The organism is Pseudarthrobacter sp. PH31-O2 (assembly GCF_030063265.1).
In the GTDB taxonomy this organism is placed as follows: domain Bacteria; phylum Actinomycetota; class Actinomycetes; order Actinomycetales; family Micrococcaceae; genus Arthrobacter.
Window position 1 is genome coordinate 144,041 of sequence record NZ_JASIST010000002.1, and the last position, 18,568, is coordinate 162,608.

At 67.8% G+C, this 18,568-nt stretch carries 12 protein-coding genes and 1 tRNA gene; 9 read left to right on the forward strand and 4 right to left on the reverse strand.

Annotated features, from left to right (window positions below; translation table 11 throughout):
• Positions 1 to 18 precede the first annotated feature (18 nt).
• Entirely contained in the window at positions 19 to 1,731 is a 1,713-nt protein-coding gene (locus tag QMG72_RS04675; protein ID WP_283479820.1) for a dolichyl-phosphate-mannose--protein mannosyltransferase, read from the reverse strand.
• A 226-nt stretch (positions 1,732 to 1,957) separates the two neighbouring features.
• Here QMG72_RS04675 and rsmI point away from each other — a divergent pair, with 226 nt between their 5' ends.
• Both rsmI and QMG72_RS04685 read left to right on the forward strand, forming a co-directional pair.
• Entirely contained in the window at positions 1,958 to 2,779 is an 822-nt protein-coding gene (rsmI, locus tag QMG72_RS04680; protein ID WP_226773619.1) for a 16S rRNA (cytidine(1402)-2'-O)-methyltransferase, read from the forward strand.
• A 191-nt stretch (positions 2,780 to 2,970) separates the two neighbouring features.
• Positions 2,971 to 4,470, forward strand: coding sequence for an NAD-dependent succinate-semialdehyde dehydrogenase (locus QMG72_RS04685; protein WP_282359175.1), 1,500 nt, complete (start codon positions 2,971 to 2,973; stop codon positions 4,468 to 4,470).
• 25 nt (positions 4,471 to 4,495) lie between these two features.
• On the opposite strand, the gene QMG72_RS04690 is transcribed toward QMG72_RS04685, so the two are convergent.
• The 3 genes from QMG72_RS04690 to QMG72_RS04700 are packed head-to-tail and all read right to left on the reverse strand — an operon-like array spanning position 4,496 to position 9,754.
• Positions 4,496 to 7,129, reverse strand: coding sequence for a transglutaminase TgpA family protein (locus tag QMG72_RS04690; RefSeq protein WP_283479823.1), 2,634 nt, complete (start codon positions 7,127 to 7,129; stop codon positions 4,496 to 4,498).
• Positions 7,126 to 8,640 (reverse strand): DUF58 domain-containing protein, encoded by a 1,515-nt coding sequence (locus QMG72_RS04695; RefSeq protein ID WP_226773595.1) that lies wholly within the window; start codon positions 8,638 to 8,640, stop codon positions 7,126 to 7,128. The genes QMG72_RS04690 and QMG72_RS04695 overlap by 4 nt, the downstream gene beginning before the upstream one ends.
• Positions 8,641 to 8,653: 13 nt before the next feature.
• Positions 8,654 to 9,754 carry an AAA family ATPase gene (locus tag QMG72_RS04700; RefSeq protein ID WP_226773594.1) on the reverse strand — a complete coding sequence of 367 codons (1,101 nt, stop codon included), beginning with the start codon at positions 9,752 to 9,754 and terminating at the stop codon, positions 8,654 to 8,656.
• Positions 9,755 to 10,042: 288 nt separating this feature from the next.
• On the opposite strand from QMG72_RS04700, the gene QMG72_RS04705 reads away from it, so the two are divergent.
• The 7 genes from QMG72_RS04705 (at position 10,043) to glmU (ending at position 18,566) form a co-directional block, all read left to right on the forward strand.
• Entirely contained in the window at positions 10,043 to 10,930 is an 888-nt protein-coding gene (locus tag QMG72_RS04705) for a TatD family hydrolase (protein ID WP_226773593.1), read from the forward strand.
• A 306-nt stretch (positions 10,931 to 11,236) separates the two neighbouring features.
• Positions 11,237 to 12,409, forward strand: a complete 1,173-nt coding sequence (locus QMG72_RS04710) for a resuscitation-promoting factor (RefSeq protein ID WP_226773592.1) — start codon at positions 11,237 to 11,239, stop codon at positions 12,407 to 12,409.
• A gap of 232 nt (positions 12,410 to 12,641) precedes the next feature.
• Complete coding sequence (gene rsmA / locus QMG72_RS04715; protein ID WP_226773618.1) at positions 12,642 to 13,481, forward strand: 16S rRNA (adenine(1518)-N(6)/adenine(1519)-N(6))-dimethyltransferase RsmA; 840 nt, start codon at positions 12,642 to 12,644, stop codon at positions 13,479 to 13,481.
• Positions 13,482 to 13,579: 98 nt separating this feature from the next.
• Positions 13,580 to 14,542, forward strand: coding sequence for a 4-(cytidine 5'-diphospho)-2-C-methyl-D-erythritol kinase (locus QMG72_RS04720; RefSeq protein ID WP_226773591.1), 963 nt, complete (start codon positions 13,580 to 13,582; stop codon positions 14,540 to 14,542).
• 99 nt (positions 14,543 to 14,641) lie between these two features.
• A complete protein-coding gene (locus QMG72_RS04725) occupies positions 14,642 to 16,471 on the forward strand; it encodes an ABC-F family ATP-binding cassette domain-containing protein (protein ID WP_226773590.1) in 1,830 nt (609 codons plus the stop codon).
• 320 nt (positions 16,472 to 16,791) lie between these two features.
• A tRNA-Gln gene (locus tag QMG72_RS04730) sits at positions 16,792 to 16,863 on the forward strand.
• A 212-nt stretch (positions 16,864 to 17,075) separates the two neighbouring features.
• A complete protein-coding gene (glmU, locus tag QMG72_RS04735; RefSeq protein WP_226773589.1) occupies positions 17,076 to 18,566 on the forward strand; it encodes a bifunctional UDP-N-acetylglucosamine diphosphorylase/glucosamine-1-phosphate N-acetyltransferase GlmU in 1,491 nt (496 codons plus the stop codon).
• Positions 18,567 to 18,568 lie beyond the last annotated feature (2 nt).

Sequence of the window (18,568 nt, forward strand, 5' to 3'; positions counted from 1 at the left end):
GTCACCTGCAATCCTGCCCTAGATCCAGGACGGCATCCACATCCGGAACCGCCAATCCTGGTAGGTGATGGTCTCGGCGGTCCAGACCGGATAGAAGAAGGCCGAGACGACGATCGCCGTGACCACAAAGAGTGCCACGAGGTACAGTCCGGAACGACGGCGCCACAGCGGATCCGTGCGCTGGCCCAGGACAAGCCCCAGACAGTAGACGAGGGCCAGCACCAGGAAGGGCTCGAAGGACACGGCGTAGAAGTAGAACATGGTTCGCTCCGGGTAGAGGAACCAGGGGAGATAGCCGGCTCCCACGGCCGCGAGCACGGCCCCGGCACGCCAGTCCCGCCGCCCGGCCCACCAGAAGAGCAGCACACCAAGGCAGACGGCGGCACCCCACCAGATCACAGGGTTGCCCACCGACAGGATTGCCGTTGTGCAGCTGGCGGTATCGCAGCCGGGACTGCCCGGTTTGGGGGATTCGTAGAAGAAGGACGTGGGCCGGCCGAGCACCAGCCAGCTCCAGGCGCTGGCCTCGTACGGGTGCTCCGAGCTGAGGCCCTGGTGGAACCTGTAGGCCTCCAGATGGTAGTGCGCCAGCGACCGAACGGCGTTGGGCAGCCAGCCCCATTCCGCCGAGGGCACGGCCGCGGCCCAGTTCCGAAAGTAGGCGTCCTTGGACAGGAACCACCCGGTCCACGTGGCGGTGTACACCAGCGCGGCGACCGGGACGATGCCCAGGAAGGCGGGGATTCCGTCCTTGAGGATCCCGCCGCTGATCCAGCCGTGGATTCCGGCGATCCGGCGTGCGCTCAGATCCCAGAAGACGGTCAGCAGCCCAAAACCGGCCAGGAAAAACAGCCCGGACCACTTAGTGCCAACCGCCAATCCCAGGCACACACCGGCGGCGAGGCGCCACCAGCGGATCCCCAGCCAGGGGCCCGACGCCAGCTGGAGCAGGCCGGGCCGTCCGTCCGGGGCGGCGCCTGCCTGACGGCCCAGCCGCACGGCCAGCCGGCGGCGGCCGTCGTCGCGGTCCATCAGCAGGGCGCCGAACGCGGCAAGGACCCAGAACATCAGGAAGATGTCCAGCAGCGAGGTCCGCGACATCACCAGGTGGTGCCCGTCCACCGAAAGCAGCACACCGGCCACGGCTCCGAGGGTCAGGGAGCGGAAAAGCTTCTGGGCGATCAGGGCCAGCAAGAAGATGGAGAGCGTGCCGGTCAGGGCCGCCCCGAACCGCCAGCCGAAGGGGTTGTCCGGGCCAAAGAGCCACATGCCGGCGGCAATCATCCACTTCCCGACCGGCGGGTGGACCACATATTCAGGCGTGTCCAGCAGCACCTGGGGATTTCCGGCGACGAAGGAATCGTTGGCTTTGTCAGGCCACGCGCGTTCATAGCCGCTGACCAACAGCGAGTAGCCGTCCTTGACGTAATAGGTCTCGTCGAACACCAGGCTGCGGGGGGAATCCAGCCGGACAAACCGCAGAATTCCGCCCAGGGCCGCGCTGATGGACGGGACAAGCCAGAACCACAGCCGGAGCGACGGCGGATAGTCCCGCCAGCTCCGGAGGCTGCCGATCAGGCGTTCCTGGAGGGCATCGACGGTAAACGCCTCCGCCGGGCGGCTGAGCCAGCGGTGCCCCTCCAGATTGCGTCCGGTGCGGGGGGCTGGGGGGGCCGATCCGGCGGAACCGGCTTCTACGGTCCGCGTGGGGGTCTGCGTCACGAAGCCCATGCTACCTTTTGCGGCCCGGCGTCCGGCCCGGCGCACGGACCGGGAGTCGTCTCCATGCGCCGCTCCCCGGCAGTAGGCTGGTCGTGTGGACCCTATATTCAGCATTTCCCCGAACCCTCCCGGCGACAAGCTGGTCCGCTCGGACGACGTCGAGGATGGCTCCGGTCCCCGGCCCGGGGAAAACCCCGGAACGGGGCCGGTACCGCAAACCGGCGGCCCGGGACGGATCGTGTTGGCGGCAACGCCGATCGGAAACGCCGGGGACGCTACCTACCGGCTGGTCGAGCTGCTGACAACGGCGGACATCGTCGCCGCCGAGGACACCCGGCGGCTGCACCGGCTGGTGCAGACTTTGGGGATCACTGTTTCCGGGCGGATCATCAGCTATCACGAGCACAACGAGGACGCCAAGACCGGCGAACTCCTTGACCAGGTACGCGCCGGCAAGACCCTCGTGATGGTGACCGACGCCGGTATGCCCTCCGTCTCGGACCCCGGCTTCCGCCTCGTCGAAGGAGCCGTCGCCGCCGGCCTGACTGTCACCGCAGCACCCGGGCCGTCAGCAGTCCTCACCGCACTCGCGCTCTCCGGGCTGCCTACGGACCGCTTCTGCTTCGAGGGCTTCCTGCCCCGCAAAGCCGGCGAACGCTCCTCGCGTCTCGCGGATCTCGACGCAGAACGGCGCACGATGGTGTTTTTTGAGGCCCCGCATCGGCTCGAACCGATGCTTCGGGCGCTGCGTGAGCGGTTCGGCGCGGACCGCCGGGCGGCGGTCTGCCGGGAACTGACGAAGACTTACGAGGAAGTCATCCGGGGCACTCTGCGCGAACTGCTCGAGTGGGCCGAGTCCAACGAGGTGCGTGGCGAGATCGCCGTCGTTGTGGGCGGCGCCCCGGAGCGGGCTCCGGGGCGGCCGGAAGATCTGGTCGCCGACGTGAATGCGCTGATGGCGCAGGGAATCCGGCTCAAGGAGGCCGTCGCGGCTGTGGCGGAGGACGCCAGGGTCAGCAAGCGGGAACTCTATTCCGCGGTGCTTGCGGCCCGGTAGCGCCCTTGTCGCCGGCCCGGGCTAGCGCTGTGCAGCTGCACAGCGAACCCCGCTCGGCGTAGTGCGGACAAGCGTAGACAGTCTCCAGAGCACGGCAGTACCGTGGCAGTAAATGCAGCGCCCTGCGTATGGTTTTTCGAACGGCGCTGAACCGAACCCATCCAACCGAATTGCTGACGAGGGAGTCAACCGTGACTGCAACTACCCAGCCCATTGTTACCGCCGAGCGTGAGAGCGCCCTGCTGGCTTCTGTTCCGACCGGCCTGCTGATCGGCGGCCAGTGGCGCCCGGCTGCCTCCGGCAAGACCTTTGACGTGGAGGACCCCGCCACGGGCAAGGTTCTGCTGAGCATTGCCGATGCCGGGCCCGAAGACGGGGCCGCCGCCCTCGACGCCGCGGCTGAGGCACAGGATTCCTGGGCGAAGGTCCCGGCCCGGGAGCGCGGGGAGATTCTGCGCCGGGCTTTCGAGCTGGTCACCGCACGGGCTGATGATTTTGCGTTGCTGATGACGATGGAGATGGGCAAACCGCTGGCCGAGGCCCGCGGCGAGGTCACTTACGGTGCGGAGTTCCTGCGCTGGTTCTCCGAGGAAGCTGTCCGCGCCTTCGGCCGCTACTCCGTCTCCCCGGACGGAAAGTCCCGGCTGCTGGTGACGAAGAAGCCGGTGGGCCCGTGCCTGCTGATTACGCCGTGGAACTTCCCGCTGGCGATGGCGACCCGCAAGGTGGCCCCCGCCGTCGCCGCGGGCTGCACGATGGTGCTCAAATCCGCGAACCTGACGCCGCTGACGTCCCAGCTGTTCGCCGCGGTGATGATGGAAGCCGGGCTGCCCGCCGGTGTCCTGAACGTTATCCCCACCTCCACTGCCGGGGCCACGACCGGTCCGCTGATCAAGGATTCCCGGCTCCGGAAGCTTTCCTTCACCGGCTCCACTGAAGTTGGCCGCCGGCTGCTCGCCGATGCCTCCGAAAACGTGTTGCGGACCTCGATGGAGCTCGGCGGCAACGCCCCGTTTGTGGTCTTCGAGGACGCCGACGTCGACGCAGCCGTCACCGGGGCGATGCTGGCGAAGCTGCGCAACATGGGCGAGGCCTGCACGGCCGCTAACCGGTTCATTGTGCACGAGTCCGTCGCCGACGAGTTCGCAGAGAAGTTCGCCGCGAAGATGGCGGATATGACCACTGCCCGCGGTACGGAAGCCGACTCCAAGGTCGGCCCGCTGATCGATGCGAAGAGCCGGGACAAGGTCCACGAATTGGTCTCCGATGCCGTGGCGGCCGGTGCGGTCACAGTGATCGGCGGCGCCGCCGTCGAGGGTCCGGGATACTTTTACCAGCCCACCATCCTCAAGGGCGTCACCGAGGGCACCCGGATCCTGTCCGAGGAAATCTTCGGACCCGTCGCCCCGATCATCACCTTCGACACCGAGGACGAGGCCGTCCGCCTCGCGAACAACACCGAGTACGGCTTGGTGGCCTATGTCTTTACCAAGGACCTCAACCGGGGCATCAGGATGGGCGAACGCCTGGAGACCGGCATGCTGGGCCTGAACGCCGGCGTCGTCTCCAACGCGGCTGCACCCTTCGGCGGGGTCAAGCAGTCCGGCCTGGGCCGCGAAGGCGGCCTGGAAGGCATCGAGGAATACCTCTACACCCAGTACATCGGCATCGCCGACCCGTACGCCGGCTAGTACCACGTCCGCTGGCCGGGACGCTTCAGCTCCGGCGCAGCCAACGCACCCGGCGCAGCGCTTCACGGGTCCCCAACCAGGCCCGTGCGATGCCGTGCCGGGTGCGTTGTGCTGTCCGGCGGCTGGCGTGAAAAGGCGCCGCCGCGGCTCGCCGCCAGAGACCCAGGATGGAAGGCGGCAGCCAGACCGCGCGCCAGCGCGCCAGCGGTCCCGCGTGGGCGCGCAGGGACGTCCGGACGGCCAAAATGAGGGGAGCAGCGGAGCTTGCGGCGCTGCCGTCCTGGCTGGTTCCGCCGGCCGGACTCCCGTTGCCGGCCGGACTCCCGTTGCCGGCCGGGCTCCCGTTGCCGGCAGGGCTTGCGGGGCGGGCAGGGACGACGTCACCGTCGTTCCCGGCGGGCGGGCGGCCGTAGCGACGGCGTTCGAAGTCGGCCGTCAGGGACCTGACGGCGATGTGGCCGTCCGCATCGATGCCCTCTGGCTCTCCCAGTGCACCCGAGGACCGCAGCCTGGCTGAGAAATGCCGCGGAGTCTCGCTGGTCTGCGGCGGCAGGCCGTAATCCGTGCTGAGATCGCGCAATTCTGCCCAAGCCTGCAGCGCTGCCGCCGTGCCGCCCCCGGAACCGTTCAATCGGCGGCGCCGCACGGCGCCGCGGGCCAGTTGCGGTGAGGCCAGCAACAGCACCAGGACAAGCAACGCGCCGGTGCCGTAGAGCGCTGGCACCAACACGCTTGCCGCGCCCGCCCCGGCGGCGGCGTCCGGCAGCGGCAGCGGAGCCACAGTGGGCACCGGTGACGTGCTGGGGTTCGAGCTTGGAATGAGGCCGTCGTTATTTTCATTGGTACTGGCGCCGCCGGGGGCCGAGCTGTCCCTGGCGTAGGCGGGAACGACTCCGCGCGAGGGGGTGGGTTCGAAGGGGACCCAGCCAAGGCCCTGGAAATAGAGTTCGGGCCACGCATGGGCGTCGCGGGCGTCGACCTCATATTCCGGCAGGGCGCCTTGGCCTCCGATCGACACAGTGGCCCCGGTGGGCCGGCCCGGCGCGTAACCGACCGCAATCCGGCTGGGGATGCCTTCCAACCGTGCCATCACGGCCATGGCCGAGGCGAAATGGATGCAGTACCCGCTTTTCTGGGTCAGGAAGTCAGCCAGGACAGACAGGCCGTTGCCGTCATACCCGCCCTGGACCGGGGACTGCAGCGAATAGGTGAACTCTGCGGAACGCAGGTAGCGCTGGATGGCGATGGCCCGGGCATAGGCGGTGTTGTTTCCGGCGGTCACAGCGTCGGCGGTGGTGCGCACGATTTCCGGAACGTTCGCCGGCTCTCGGGTGAACTCCTCGGGGATTCCCAGCACCGGCCCACCGGACTGCGCCAGCAGATCCGGGGTGAGCTGGGGCGCGGCGGAGAGCACTACGTACTGCTGGTCGCGGGAGTTCGTGTCAACACCTTTGATACTCAGCGTGGCAGGATCCCAGCTCCAGCGGCCGGTGAGGCCGTTCACTGCCTCCGGCGCGTACGGCGCCGGCAGGTAGGGGCTGGTGAACTGTCCGGTGTTCACCGCGGTGACCACCCTGACTTCGGCTGCGGCGGATTCGAGGCCCGATTCGATCCTCCCCGTGCCGAGCCGGCGCGTTTCGGCGCGGTCATCCGGTGTCCAGTTGTCGCCGTCGAAACTGTCGACCGTCACGGACCTCAGGTACGGCGTGCTGGACGCATTGGTGGCAAAGGTGATCCGGCCGTCACCGGCGGGGCTGCGGAGGCTGTTGCCCAGGCTGATCATGGGGTTCAGTCCCGAAGCCGGACCGAAAGGATTCAGCCGCGAGCCCTGCGGGAACGTCCCCTGGTCGAAACCCGGAATCACCACCTGGGCCAGGAGCGTAACGGTCAGCGCAACCGCGGCAGTCAGGGAGCCGCGCCGTAACTGCCCAGAGCTGCGGACGGTGTCCGCCCCGGTGCGCGGGTCGGGCGTGAACCAGTGGCTGCACCCCAGAATCATCAGGTAGCCGGCCGCTGCCGCCGCGAAGCCCAGCGCGCCGACGCTCTGCGGCTTGATCATGGCGGGAACGATAAGGATGGCAAGGATCCCGAGCCCGCTGGTGGCCGGCAACCGCAGCGGATAGGCGAGGGCATCGACCAGGATCACCATCAATCCCAGGGCGGCGCACACCACCAGGACGATGCCCGCATTCGGAGCCACCGGGGCACTTTCGGACAGAACCGTCTCGCTGGCCCGGCGCACGTACCGCCCCAGCTGCGTCACAGTGGTGTCCGAGGGGATAAAGCCGGCGATGCTTTGCGCACGGAAAAAGGTAAACGTCAGTACCAGCACCAGTGCCGCCAGCGAACCGGCCGTCACGACGGCGCTGCGCCAGCGGAGCGTGCGGAGCCCGGCCATCGTAAAGGCCACGGCGAAAACCGTGGACAGTACGGGGGAGAACCAGGACCATCCCCGCAGCACCCCGTTGAGGCTGAGCGCCGCACCTGCGACGGCGACTGCCACCGCGAGGGCCATCAGCCATGGCTGTGCGCCCGCTCCAGGCCGCGGCGTCTGGTTGGCCGGGGGAAACCGACGGGCGGCCGAATCCGGCCCGTGCGCCGCGGCCACCCCGGAACCGCCGGCCGGTGCGCCGGTATTTCGCTGCGGTGTCAGGGTCATCGCCGGACCCCCGTACCACGTCCCAGATCAGCGGCCATGGCCGGCGGTGACGTGGCACCGTCCTCGTCGAAGGCCGTCCACGCTGCGGGCAGCGGCGTCGAGGGGGAGACCGGCACTGTCCGCCAGCCGCCGAGCCGGAGGATTTCGAGCGCTTCCTGGGGCTGCCCGGCACGGCCGGTGATCACCAGTGCAAACGCGTTTGCCGCAAAGCCGGCCGCCGGGGCCAGTGACCTGGCCTCGGCCGGCGTGAGGTGTCCGAGGATGGCCAGCACCGGCCCCCGCATCCGGTGCGCGGCCAGCTTGTCCAGCAGCCGGTCGTCGAACGGCTGCGGGCCGGCTTCGGGTGCCGACGGATACCTGCGGCCGGGAAGCCTCGGGGCCGCACCCGCGGTTTCGTCCCGGCGGTTGGGGTGCGGGCCGGTGAGCTGGATCGCGGCCAGGCTCTCGGCGATGGACTGCAGCCCCGACTCGCCGAGGTACTCTTCAGCCTCCGGCTCGGGCGCGGACGGTGAATTCCGGAAGGCGGGCTCGCCGGTGGCATCGAGGAAGCGCAGCGCGTAATTGCGTTCGGCGAGATGGGCGCCGATGGATACCGCGGCCGTCACGGCCCATTCGAAGGCGTCGCTGGTCAGGAGTTCCCGCCCGTCCCCGGCAGCGGCGCCGCCGTGTCCACTCCGGTAGCCATCCGCTCCGCGCGGACCGCCGAACGGGTGGCGGGCAGAGGATGTGGTGCCGGCCGAAAAGGCGCCACGGCTAAAGGCCTGCAGCCGCTGGTCCATGATGATCGTCGCCTCCGGAGTGGTGACCGATTCCTCCTGCCGGACCATCAGCTCCCCGTGGCGTGCCGTAGCCGCCCAGTGCACCCGGCGCATCGGATCACCATGCCGGTATTCCCGGGTCATCACGTCGTCGTCGCTCGGGTTGCCCCGGACGCGCGTGGCGGTAACGCCGTCGTGCCCCCTGGCGCCGGCGAGTCCCGTGACGGGAAGTTCGACGGCGGCCGGGGTCACAGTGAGGATGGCGCCTTCGTCGATGGCGTGGCGGTGCAGGGAGAGGCCGAAGGGGTCGCTGAACTCAGCCGTGACCGGCCCGATCAGGAACTGGCCGCGTTTTCCGGAGCGCAAATGGTATTCGTAGCGGCTGCTCCCGCCTGCTGCCGAACGCGCCGGAAATCGGAAAACGGGGGATTCGCCGAAACGGGCGGGCAGGTGCTCTTCCATCAGCGCGTGGCCGGAGCCGACGCCTGTCCGGGCGACAGCCAACCGGACGGTGGTGGTGGCCGCAGCTTCCACGCTGGCGGGGGTGAACTCCCGGTAGACGCTGAAGTTGGGCTTGAGCAGCCGGGTTCCGGCTAGCGAGAGCAGCGGCAGGACAAGCAACAGGACTGCCAACGCCAGCAGGTCCCGGCGACCCATCACCTGGGCTGCCAGCAGGAAGACCATACCCGCCACCAGCAGTCCCCACCCCCTGCTGGTGAAGATGTGCCTCGGGAAGCGGTCGGTCAGCGCCACTGCGGAGCCACCCCTAACGGCGGTTCGGCAGGGTTGCAGCCGGGGCGGACGCAACGTCCGGATTGACCGGAATCTTCGCCAGGACGGCACGGATCACGCTCTGGGCGGTTTCTCCCGCACTCACGGCTTTGCGGTCCAGGATGATCCGGTGGGCCAGGACCGGTTCTGCCACACTGACCACGTCGTCCGGCAGCACAAAGTCCCTGCCCTCCAGTGCTGCCGTGGCTTTGGCCGCGCGCAGCAGCTGGAGCATGGACCGGGGGCTGGCTCCGAGCCGGAGCATTCCGCTTTCCCTGGTGGCACGCCCCAGCGACACGGTGTATTCCTTGATCGATTGGGAGACGTAGACTTGCCGCACCGTAGCGATCATTGCCGCGACCTCACTGGCGGTGACGACGGCGGTGACCTTGGCCAGCGGGGACGTCGCCTGGTGGGTCTCAAGCATTTCCATTTCGGCCTCCCGGTCCGGGTAACCCATGGAGATCCGCGCCATAAAGCGGTCCCGCTGCGCTTCCGGGAGCGGGTAGGTGCCCTCCATTTCGATCGGATTCTGCGTGGCCACCACCATAAACGGCTCGTCGAGCTTGTAGGACGTGCCGTCCACCGTGACCTGGTGTTCTTCCATGCATTCCAGCAGGGCGGACTGGGTCTTGGCTGAGGCGCGGTTGATTTCGTCACCGATGACGATATTGGCAAAAACCGCCCCGGGCCGGAACTCAAAGGAGCGCGAAGCCTGGTTGTAGATGGACACGCCAGTGACGTCGGAGGGGAGCAGATCGGGGGTGAACTGAATGCGGCTCACGGAGCAGTCGATGGTGCGGGCGAGCGTCTTGGCCAGCAGGGTCTTGCCGACACCGGGAACGTCCTCGAGGAGCAGGTGGCCTTGGGCCAAGAGCACGGTCAAGGCGAGTTTGGCCGCTTCCGCTTTCCCGTCGATCACGGTGCTGATGGCGGTCAGGATGCGTCCGCTGGCGGAGCGGAAGGCTGCCGCGTCCATCGCCGCGGCCGGCGGCGCGGGGCGCAGGGCAGGCGGGAGCCCGGCCGCAGCCGAGTCCTCCCGGCGGTCCGGCCCGTCAGGGTGTCCTTCGTCCAGGGAGATGCGCTGGTAGTCCATCGGTAGCCTTTCAGCCCTGGCGGTGCCCCGGTTCGGCTGGTGCTGGCCGGGTCACTCCTTGGGGTATGCCTGTGTTCCTGACCGTTGATTCCTAGCCGTCTGTGCCTGAGCCTGGATACCGCCCGCCGGCATCCAGTCTTGAGAACAGACTACTAACAGAACTGCCGGGCCTGACAGAGAGTTCCGCGGAAATATCGGACCAGCGTCGGGTCGGATATAGTGCGCCTGGGTTAATTCGGGGAGTTCGCCGGTTTCATCCGGCCGAAGGACCGCCGATAAGGTGGACGGATGACGACCCCCCTGACTCCCGTTCCGTTTCGTGCGCCCGGCAGCGACGGCGCCGGGAGGCAGGGTTATCCGCCGGCGCCGGAACCGCTTCCGGTGCCGGTTATGGACAACCACACGCACTTGGACTTCCCGCACAACGAGCTCAATGTCAGCATCGCTGACGCACTGGACGCCGCCGCGGCGGTGGGGGTGCAGGGCGCCGTGCAGGTGGGGTGCGACCTCGAATCGTCCCGGTTTACCGTTCAGGCAGTCGAACTGGATGCGAGGTTGCTCGGTGCCGTCGCCCTGCACCCCAACGATGCGCCGGAGTACGCCGCCCGCGGCGAACTGGAGGACGCCCTGGCAGAGATCGAGGCCCTGGCGGCGCACCCGCGGATCAGGGCCATCGGCGAGACCGGACTGGATTTCTTCCGAACGGAGGGCGACGGGCTGGCGCACCAGCGTTATTCCTTTCGCCGGCACATCGACATCGCCAAACGTCTCGGGCTGACCCTCCAGATCCATGACCGGGACGCGCACGAGGACGTCGTCCAGGTGCTGCGGGAGGAAGGCGCCCCCGAGCGGGTGGTGTTCCACTGCTTCTCCGGCGATGACCGGTTGGCCAGGATCTGCAATACGGAAGGCTGGTACATGTCCTTCGCCGGGACACTGACCTTCAAAAACGCCGCCAACCTCCGGGCTGCGCTGGCCATCGCGGAGCCGGAGCGGATCCTCGTCGAAACCGATGCCCCGTTCCTTACCCCGCACCCGCACCGGGGACGCCCCAACGCTAGCTACATGGTCCCCTACACCGTCAGGGCCATGGCCGAATTGACTGGCTGGGAGCTCTCGGAGATGTGTTCCCGGATTGCCCGCAATACGGTGCAGGCATACGGATCCTGGGACTGATGACACTGGGTCGCCCCGCCCTGGGTTAGATACCGCGTATGCATAATTTCTTGGTTGCTTTATAACGCTCCGGTTACAGTGGAGAACTATTAGCCGGGGTCGGGGAAGGCCTTCGGATAATTTCACTCCTGCAGGGCGCGCATCGTGGCCAACGAACCATGGGCGCGCTCTCGTTTATGAGTGTGGCGGTGCACAGGGCCGCCGCGGACACACCGCACCGTTTCCGGTGCTGCCTTTGGGCTGTCTGCGGTGCGTTGCCCTCGCACTTTTCCCCGTGCCCGGATGGTCCAAAAGATATGGGCAATCGTGGTCAAGTTTTTTACATCGGACGGCAAATTCAGCTTCGTCAAGGTCGGTACGCAACTTGTAGTGCTGGTCGCGTTGGTGCTGGGGCTGGTTGCCTTCGTCGGCAACAACAAGACAGTCACGCTCAACGTGGACGGCAAAGTGAGCTCGGTCCAGACCTTTGGCGGCACTGTCGGCCAGGTCGTCAAGGGAGCAAGCCTTGAGCTCCAGTCCGCGGACCGGGTGACGCCTGCCGCTGCTTCCCATGTACAGGACGGCACAGTCATTAACGTCAACCTCGCCAAGGCCGTCAAGGTCAGCCTGGACGGCGCCGAGCGGACCGTCAACACCACTGCGCCGACAGTCGAAGGCCTCGTCACGGAACTCGGCGTTGCCGGTTCCTCGGAGCTGTCCGCCCCGAAGGATGCCCAGCTTGCGGTCTCGGGGTCGTTCGTGTCCATCTCGACTCCCAAGACCGTGAGCATCGTCGCGGACGGCAAGGCCAATAAGACCACGACCACGGCTGCCAATGTCTCTGCGCTGCTGTCCGACGCCGGCATCTCCCTGGCCGCCAGCGACAGGCTCTCGCAGCCCGGCAACGCCCCGGTTGTCAGTGACATGGTGATCAAGATTTCCCGGGTGGACGTGAGCCAGACGGCGGAGTCCACCGAAGCGGTACCGTTCGAAACCCTCACCACGGAGGACGCCGGGATGATCAAGGGTGAGAAGCAGGTGACCCAGGCAGGCGTGGCGGGCACCATCAACAAGAGTTTCAAGCTGGTGATGGTTGATGGTCGCGAAGCCTCCCGCACCCTGGTGTCCCAGTCCGTCAGTGCCCAGCCGGTCACCGAACAGATCACGGTTGGCACCAAGGAGAAGCCCAAACCGGCACCCCAGGCGGCAGTTGCCGCCGCCGGGGCCAACACCGGCGCCGCAGCCCCCGCCATGATGAACGAAGCCATGTGGGACAAGATTGCGCAGTGCGAGTCCACCGGCAACTGGTCCATCAATTCCGGCAACGGCTACTACGGCGGCCTGCAGTTCGACGTCCGGACCTGGCTCGGTGCCGGCGGCGGCGCTTACGCACCGAATGCAGCCGGTGCCACCAAAGCCCAGCAGATCGACATCGCCAACCGCGTCTACGCGCAGCGCGGCCTGTCGCCGTGGGGTTGCGGCTGGGCAGCCTCGCGCTAGCGGGGCCACACCGGAGGCTGAGCTCCGGGTGACCGGCACTTCGAGTAGCACGGGTGTCCGCAGCGGCTGACCACGGCAGCGGAATTCCACGAGGGCCGGGTCCGATTTTCGGACCCGGCCCTCGCCATGCCCGGGCCGGTCCGCGGGATAGGATACCAAGGTGACTGAACCGACCTCTTCCGCTCCCGCCAGTGAGCCCACCAGCAAGCCGGCAAGCTCCCCTGCACCCCTGATGGGCGCCTCCGACATCCGCAGGCTGGCCGAGGAGATCGGCGTCCGCCCCACCAAGACTCTCGGTCAGAACTTCGTCATTGACGGCAACACGATTCGCAGGATCGTGGCCGCCGCGGACGTCCACCCGGACGAGACGGTCCTGGAGGTCGGGCCGGGGCTCGGGTCCCTGACCTTGGGCCTGCTGGACGCTGCCCGCTCGGTTGTCGCCGTCGAGATCGATCCTGTCCTGGCCGGGAAGCTCCCTGCCACGGTTGCCCGGTGGCGGCCGGCCGCCGTTGGGGACTTCCACCTTGTCCTCGCCGACGCTATGCGGGTCACCGAGCTGCCGGTGGAACCGACAGCGTTGGTGGCGAATTTGCCCTACAACGTCGCCGTCCCGGTGGTCCTGCACCTGCTCCAGCATTTCCCCAGCCTCCGTCACGGCCTGGTGATGGTCCAGGACGAGGTGGCCGACAGACTTGCCGCCGGTCCCGGGTCCAAGACCTACGGTGTCCCCTCGGTCAAGGCCGCCTGGTACTCCAGCATGCGCAAGGCCGGAGTCATCGGCATGAATGTCTTTTGGCCCGCCCCGAAAATCCACTCCGGCCTGGTGGCATTCACCCGCCGGGAACCGCCCGTCACCACGGCCACCCGGGAAGAGGTGTTTGCGGTCATCGATGCAGCCTTCGCCCAGCGCAGGAAGACCCTTCGTGCTGCCCTTGCCGGCTGGGCCGGCGGCGCGGCCGAGGCTGAGCGGTGCCTGCGTGCCGCCGGTGTCGATCCCACGGCGCGAGGCGAAGTGATTGACATCATGGCGTTTTCCCGGATCGCGGAACAGCGCGGACAGCCGGCGCAATGACCCGGGCGGCGGCTCCGACAAGATGAAGCAGGTCCGGGACCGTGCTTGGAGCCGGACCCCGCCATGCCATAGCGTGGAGCCATGAATAGCGTGGAGCCATGAATGCAGTGAGAGGGCGCCTGGGCGCGAGGACCGTCCGGGTCAAGGCGCCCGGCAAAGTCAACGTCTCACTGGACGTCGGACCCCTGCGCGCAGACGGCTACCACTCGGTGGCCAGCGTCTACCTCGCGGTGTCCCTCTACGAGGAAGTCGCCGCCACCAGCACAAACACCGGAGAGATTACGGTCAGCATCGGTCCGGCAAGCACCCTGGACCTCGACGGCGTTGACATCCCCCTGGACGAGCGGAACCTTGCCTACAAGGCCGCCGCGATTATGGCCGACGTCTCGGAGAACTCCACCGGTCTCCACCTCGAAATCACCAAACGGGTCCCCGTGGCCGGCGGCATGGGCGGGGGATCGGCCGACGCGGCAGCCACCCTGCTCGCCTGCGACGCACTGTGGAACAGCGGGCTCTCGCGCGACGAACTCGCCCATCTGGCCGCCGAACTCGGCGCAGACGTGCCGTTCTCCCTGCTCGGCGGCACCGCCGTCGGGCTCGGCGTCGGCGACGAACTCTCGCCGGCCCTCGTTAAGGCCCAGACCAACTGGGTCCTGGTGACCGCTGATTTTGGCCTGCCCACACCGGAGGTCTTCCGGACCCTGGACCGGCTCCGCGAGGCCGAAGGGGTAGTGATCGAGGAACCCACCGCTGTGGACCCGATGGTCCTGCAAGCCCTGCGCGGTGGCGACGCTGAAGCCTTGGGCCGGGTGCTGGTCAACGATCTCCAGCGCGCCTCCATTGCGCTGGCACCGAGCCTCCGGGACACCCTCGGGCTCGGCGAGGCCCTGGGCGCGATCGCCGGAATCGTCTCCGGTTCCGGCCCCACCGTGGCACTTCTGGTTCACGGCCCGGCGGCGGCCGAGGGGCTGGCGGGTGACCTCCGGCACCACGGCCTTGACGCCCTGGCCGTGCACGGCCCGGTTCACGGGGCGCGCATCATCTCCGATACGCTCCTTTAATAGGGTCGGCGCTGTCCTCCGCGCGGCGGAGTGGCGTGGCCCCATCACGCCTGACCATATTTGCTCGACATTACTTTTTCTCTAGGAAAGCAGTTCCCAGTGGCACACCTGCTCGGCGGCGAGAACCTCACGGTCTCCTATGCAACCCGTACCGTCCTCGATGGCATTACCCTCGGCCTTGAAGAGGGCGACCGGATCGGCATGGTGGGCCGCAACGGTGACGGCAAATCGACCCTTATGCGGCTGCTGGCCCTGCGCTCCACCCCCGACTCCGGCCGGGTGACCAAACGCAGCGAAGTCAACATCGGCTACCTGGACCAGAGCGACGTGCTCGACGGCGACCTCACCGTCGGCGCTGCGATCGTGGGGGACCAGGCCGACTACGAGTGGGCCCGCAACCCCCAGATCCGCGAAGTCATGGGCGGACTCGTCTCCGACGTCGACTGGCACGCCAACGTGCACGCGCTCTCCGGCGGGCAGAAACGGCGTGTGGCGCTGGCCAAGCTGCTGATCGAGGACCACGACGTTATTATGCTCGACGAGCCCACCAACCACCTCGACGTCGAAGGCGTCGCGTGGCTGTCCCGGCACCTGAAGACCCGCTGGCGGGCCAACCAGGGCGCCTTCCTCGTCGTCACCCACGACCGCTGGTTCCTGGACGAAGTCTGCACCAAGACCTGGGAAATCCACGACGGCATTATGGACCCGTTCGACGGCGGTTACGCCGCGTATGTGCTGGCCCGAGCCGAACGTGACCGCTCCGCCTCCGTGGTGGAAAGCAAGCGCCAGCAGCTGGTAAAAAAGGAGCTCGCGTGGCTCCGGCGTGGCGCCCCGGCCCGCACCGCCAAACCCAAATTCCGGATCGAGGCAGCCAACGCCCTGATCGCCGACGTCCCCGAACCGCGCGACTCGACGGCACTGAGCAAGATGGCCACCGCCCGGCTCGGCAAGGACGTCCTGGACCTCGAAAACGTCTCACTGGACTTCCTCGGCGGCGAACCCGGCCAAAAGCTCTTCGACAACATCACCCTGCGGCTCGCCCCCGGCGAACGGCTGGGCCTCGTCGGCGTCAACGGCGCCGGCAAGACCACCCTGCTGAAGTTGCTCAACGGTGAGATCGAGCCCTCCGCCGGGAAAGTCAAGCGCGGCAAGACGGTGGTCACCGCGGTCCTGACCCAGGAGGTCAAGGAGCTCGACGACGTCTCGGACCTGCGCGTCATCGAAGTGATCGAGCGGGAGAAGCGCTCCTTCAACGTCGGGGGCAAGGAATTCACCGCCGGCCAGCTCGTGGAACAACTCGGCTTCACCAACGAGAAGCAGTGGACCCCGGTCAAGGACCTCTCCGGTGGTGAACGCCGCCGGCTGCAGCTCCTGCGGCTGCTGGTGGGAGAACCCAACGTGCTGATGCTGGACGAACCAACCAACGACCTCGACACCGATACCCTCGCCGCCGTCGAAGACGTCCTGGATGGCTGGCCGGGCACACTTGTAGTCGTCAGCCACGACCGCTACCTGCTCGAACGCGTCACGGACCACCAGATGGCGCTCCTCGGTGATGGCAAGATCCGAGCCCTGCCGCGCGGTGTGGACCAGTACCTGGAACTGCGCGAAGGGGCCCTGGCCGGGTCCACCATCACCGGCGGAGGCAACCCGGTTACCGCTGCAGGCGGCTCGTCGGCCCCGGCAGCGACAGGCCCGTCCGAAGCCGAGAAGCGGGATGCCCGCAAGGCCAAAAACCGGATCGACCGCCAGCTCGGCAAAATCAAGCAGCAGGAAGATAAGATTCACGCCCAGATGACTGCCGCTGCCGCTGACACCTCGGCCGTCGGCGAACTTGGTGCCCTGAACAAAAAGCTCAAGGATCTCGCCGTCGAACGCGAAGCCCTCGAGCTTGAATGGCTCGGTGCCCTCGAGGTGCTGGGGGAGTAACCGCCCAGCCCCCCGGACATGCCCCTCGGGCCGGGCCAGGAGTGGACATGTCCCGTGGGTCAGTTAAATCCCGCAGGACATGTGCCTCGGGCCGGGCCAGGAGTGGACCCGGTCTGTTATGTCCACCCGCCAGGGCCAGCGGCGGGCATGTCCCACGGGGCCCGGTGGCCCTGAATTCCCGTGCTGCCGTTCAGTGTGCCGGCGTGCCCGGGAGCGTGCGCCGGTAGGACATTGCGGGCCCCGGAGCCGGGCCAGCGCGTGCACGGAGCGCAGTATGGCAGAATTGACTCTCGTGCCACAGGCCCAGCGCCTTGGTACGGTCCGCCCTGGTGTAATGGCAGCACCCCGGCCTTTGGAGCCGTGGAGTATAGGTTCGAGTCCTATGGGCGGAACTGCTGCGCATCGCGGTGGCCGGTAAACGGCCACCGCAGGGCGCGGCCCGGTGTGGGTCCAGTAGGATGAATCTGGCGCCACGACCGGAGTCTGGTCAGCCGAAACCGCGCGAATCCGGCAACCAAGGTGCACCAGCTGGCCTCGGCCGCCGGCCACCCAGATCCACCAAGCAGCGGCCTGAGCTAAGCCACTGAGCAAGGAGAGCCCGTACGTGAGCCCCGAGAAGACCGGCCCGGCCGCCGTTATCGTCCTAGCTGCAGGTGCCGGTACCCGGATGAAGTCCCGTACCCCCAAAATTCTCCACGAGATCGGTGGCCGCTCCCTCGTCGCGCACGCGCTGCATGCGGCCCGCACCATCCGGCCGCAGGAGCTGGCCCTGGTCGTCCGGCATGAGCGTGACCTCGTGGCCGCCCACATCGCCGCCGTTGACCCGGCCGCGCTGGTCGTCGACCAGGACGAGATCCCAGGCACCGGCCGCGCCGTCCAAGCGGCACTCGCGGCCCTCGACGGACTCCACCCTGCAGGCCGGGTCAGCGGAACGGTAGTTGTGACCTACGGCGACGTTCCCCTGCTCACCGGGAGCCTGCTGGCCGAACTCGTCGCAAGCCACGAGGCCGGCCACAACGCCGTCACCGTGCTTACCGCCGTCCTCGCGGACGCCACCGGCTACGGCCGCATCCTGCGGGCCACGGACGGAACAGTCACCGGGATCCGGGAGCACAAGGACGCGACGGACGCCGAACGCGAAATCCGCGAAATCAACTCCGGAATCTACGCCTTCGACGCTGCCGTGCTCCGCGATTCGCTGGCCCACGTCACCACCGAAAACGCCCAGGGCGAAATGTACCTCACCGACGTGCTGGGGCTCGCCCGCGCCGCCGGCGGCAGGGTGGCAGCGGTGGTGACCGAAGACCGCTGGCAGGTCGAGGGCGCCAACGACCGGGTTCAGCTCTCGGCCCTCGGTGCCGAACTCAACCGCCGGACCGTCGAGGCCTGGATGCGGGCCGGTGTCACCATCGTGGATCCGGCCACAACCTGGATCGACGCCGCCGTCACCCTCGACGAGGACGTCCGGCTGCTGCCCAACACACAACTCCACGGCAGCACCACTGTCGCGCGCAACGCCGCCGTCGGCCCGGACACCACCCTCACCGATGTTCAGGTGGGGGAGGGCGCCACGGTGATCCGGACACACGGTTCCGGCGCCACAATCGGCGCCATGGCCAGCGTGGGGCCGTTCACCTACCTGCGCCCCGGTACGGTCCTCGGCGAGACCGGCAAGATCGGCGCCTTCTACGAAACCAAGAACGTCACGATCGGCCGCGGTTCCAAGCTCTCCCACCTCGGCTACGCCGGTGACGCGGAAATCGGCGAGGACACCAACATTGGCTGCGGAAACATCACCGCGAACTACGACGGCGAGAAGAAACACCGCACAGTGATCGGCTCGGGCGTGCGTACCGGCTCCAACACCGTGTTCGTGGCTCCCGTGCAGGTCGGTGACGGTGCCTACAGCGGAGCCGGGGCGGTCATCCGCCGCGATGTTCCGCCGGGGGCCCTGGTCCTGTCCGTGGCCAAACAGCAGAACGCCGAGGGCTGGGTGCTCGAGCACCGCCCGGACTCCGTTTCCGCCTCCCTGGCCCGGACCGCCGGCGCCGCCACAACTTCCTCCAGTACTCCGGCATCTACAGAAGAGGGCTAGCA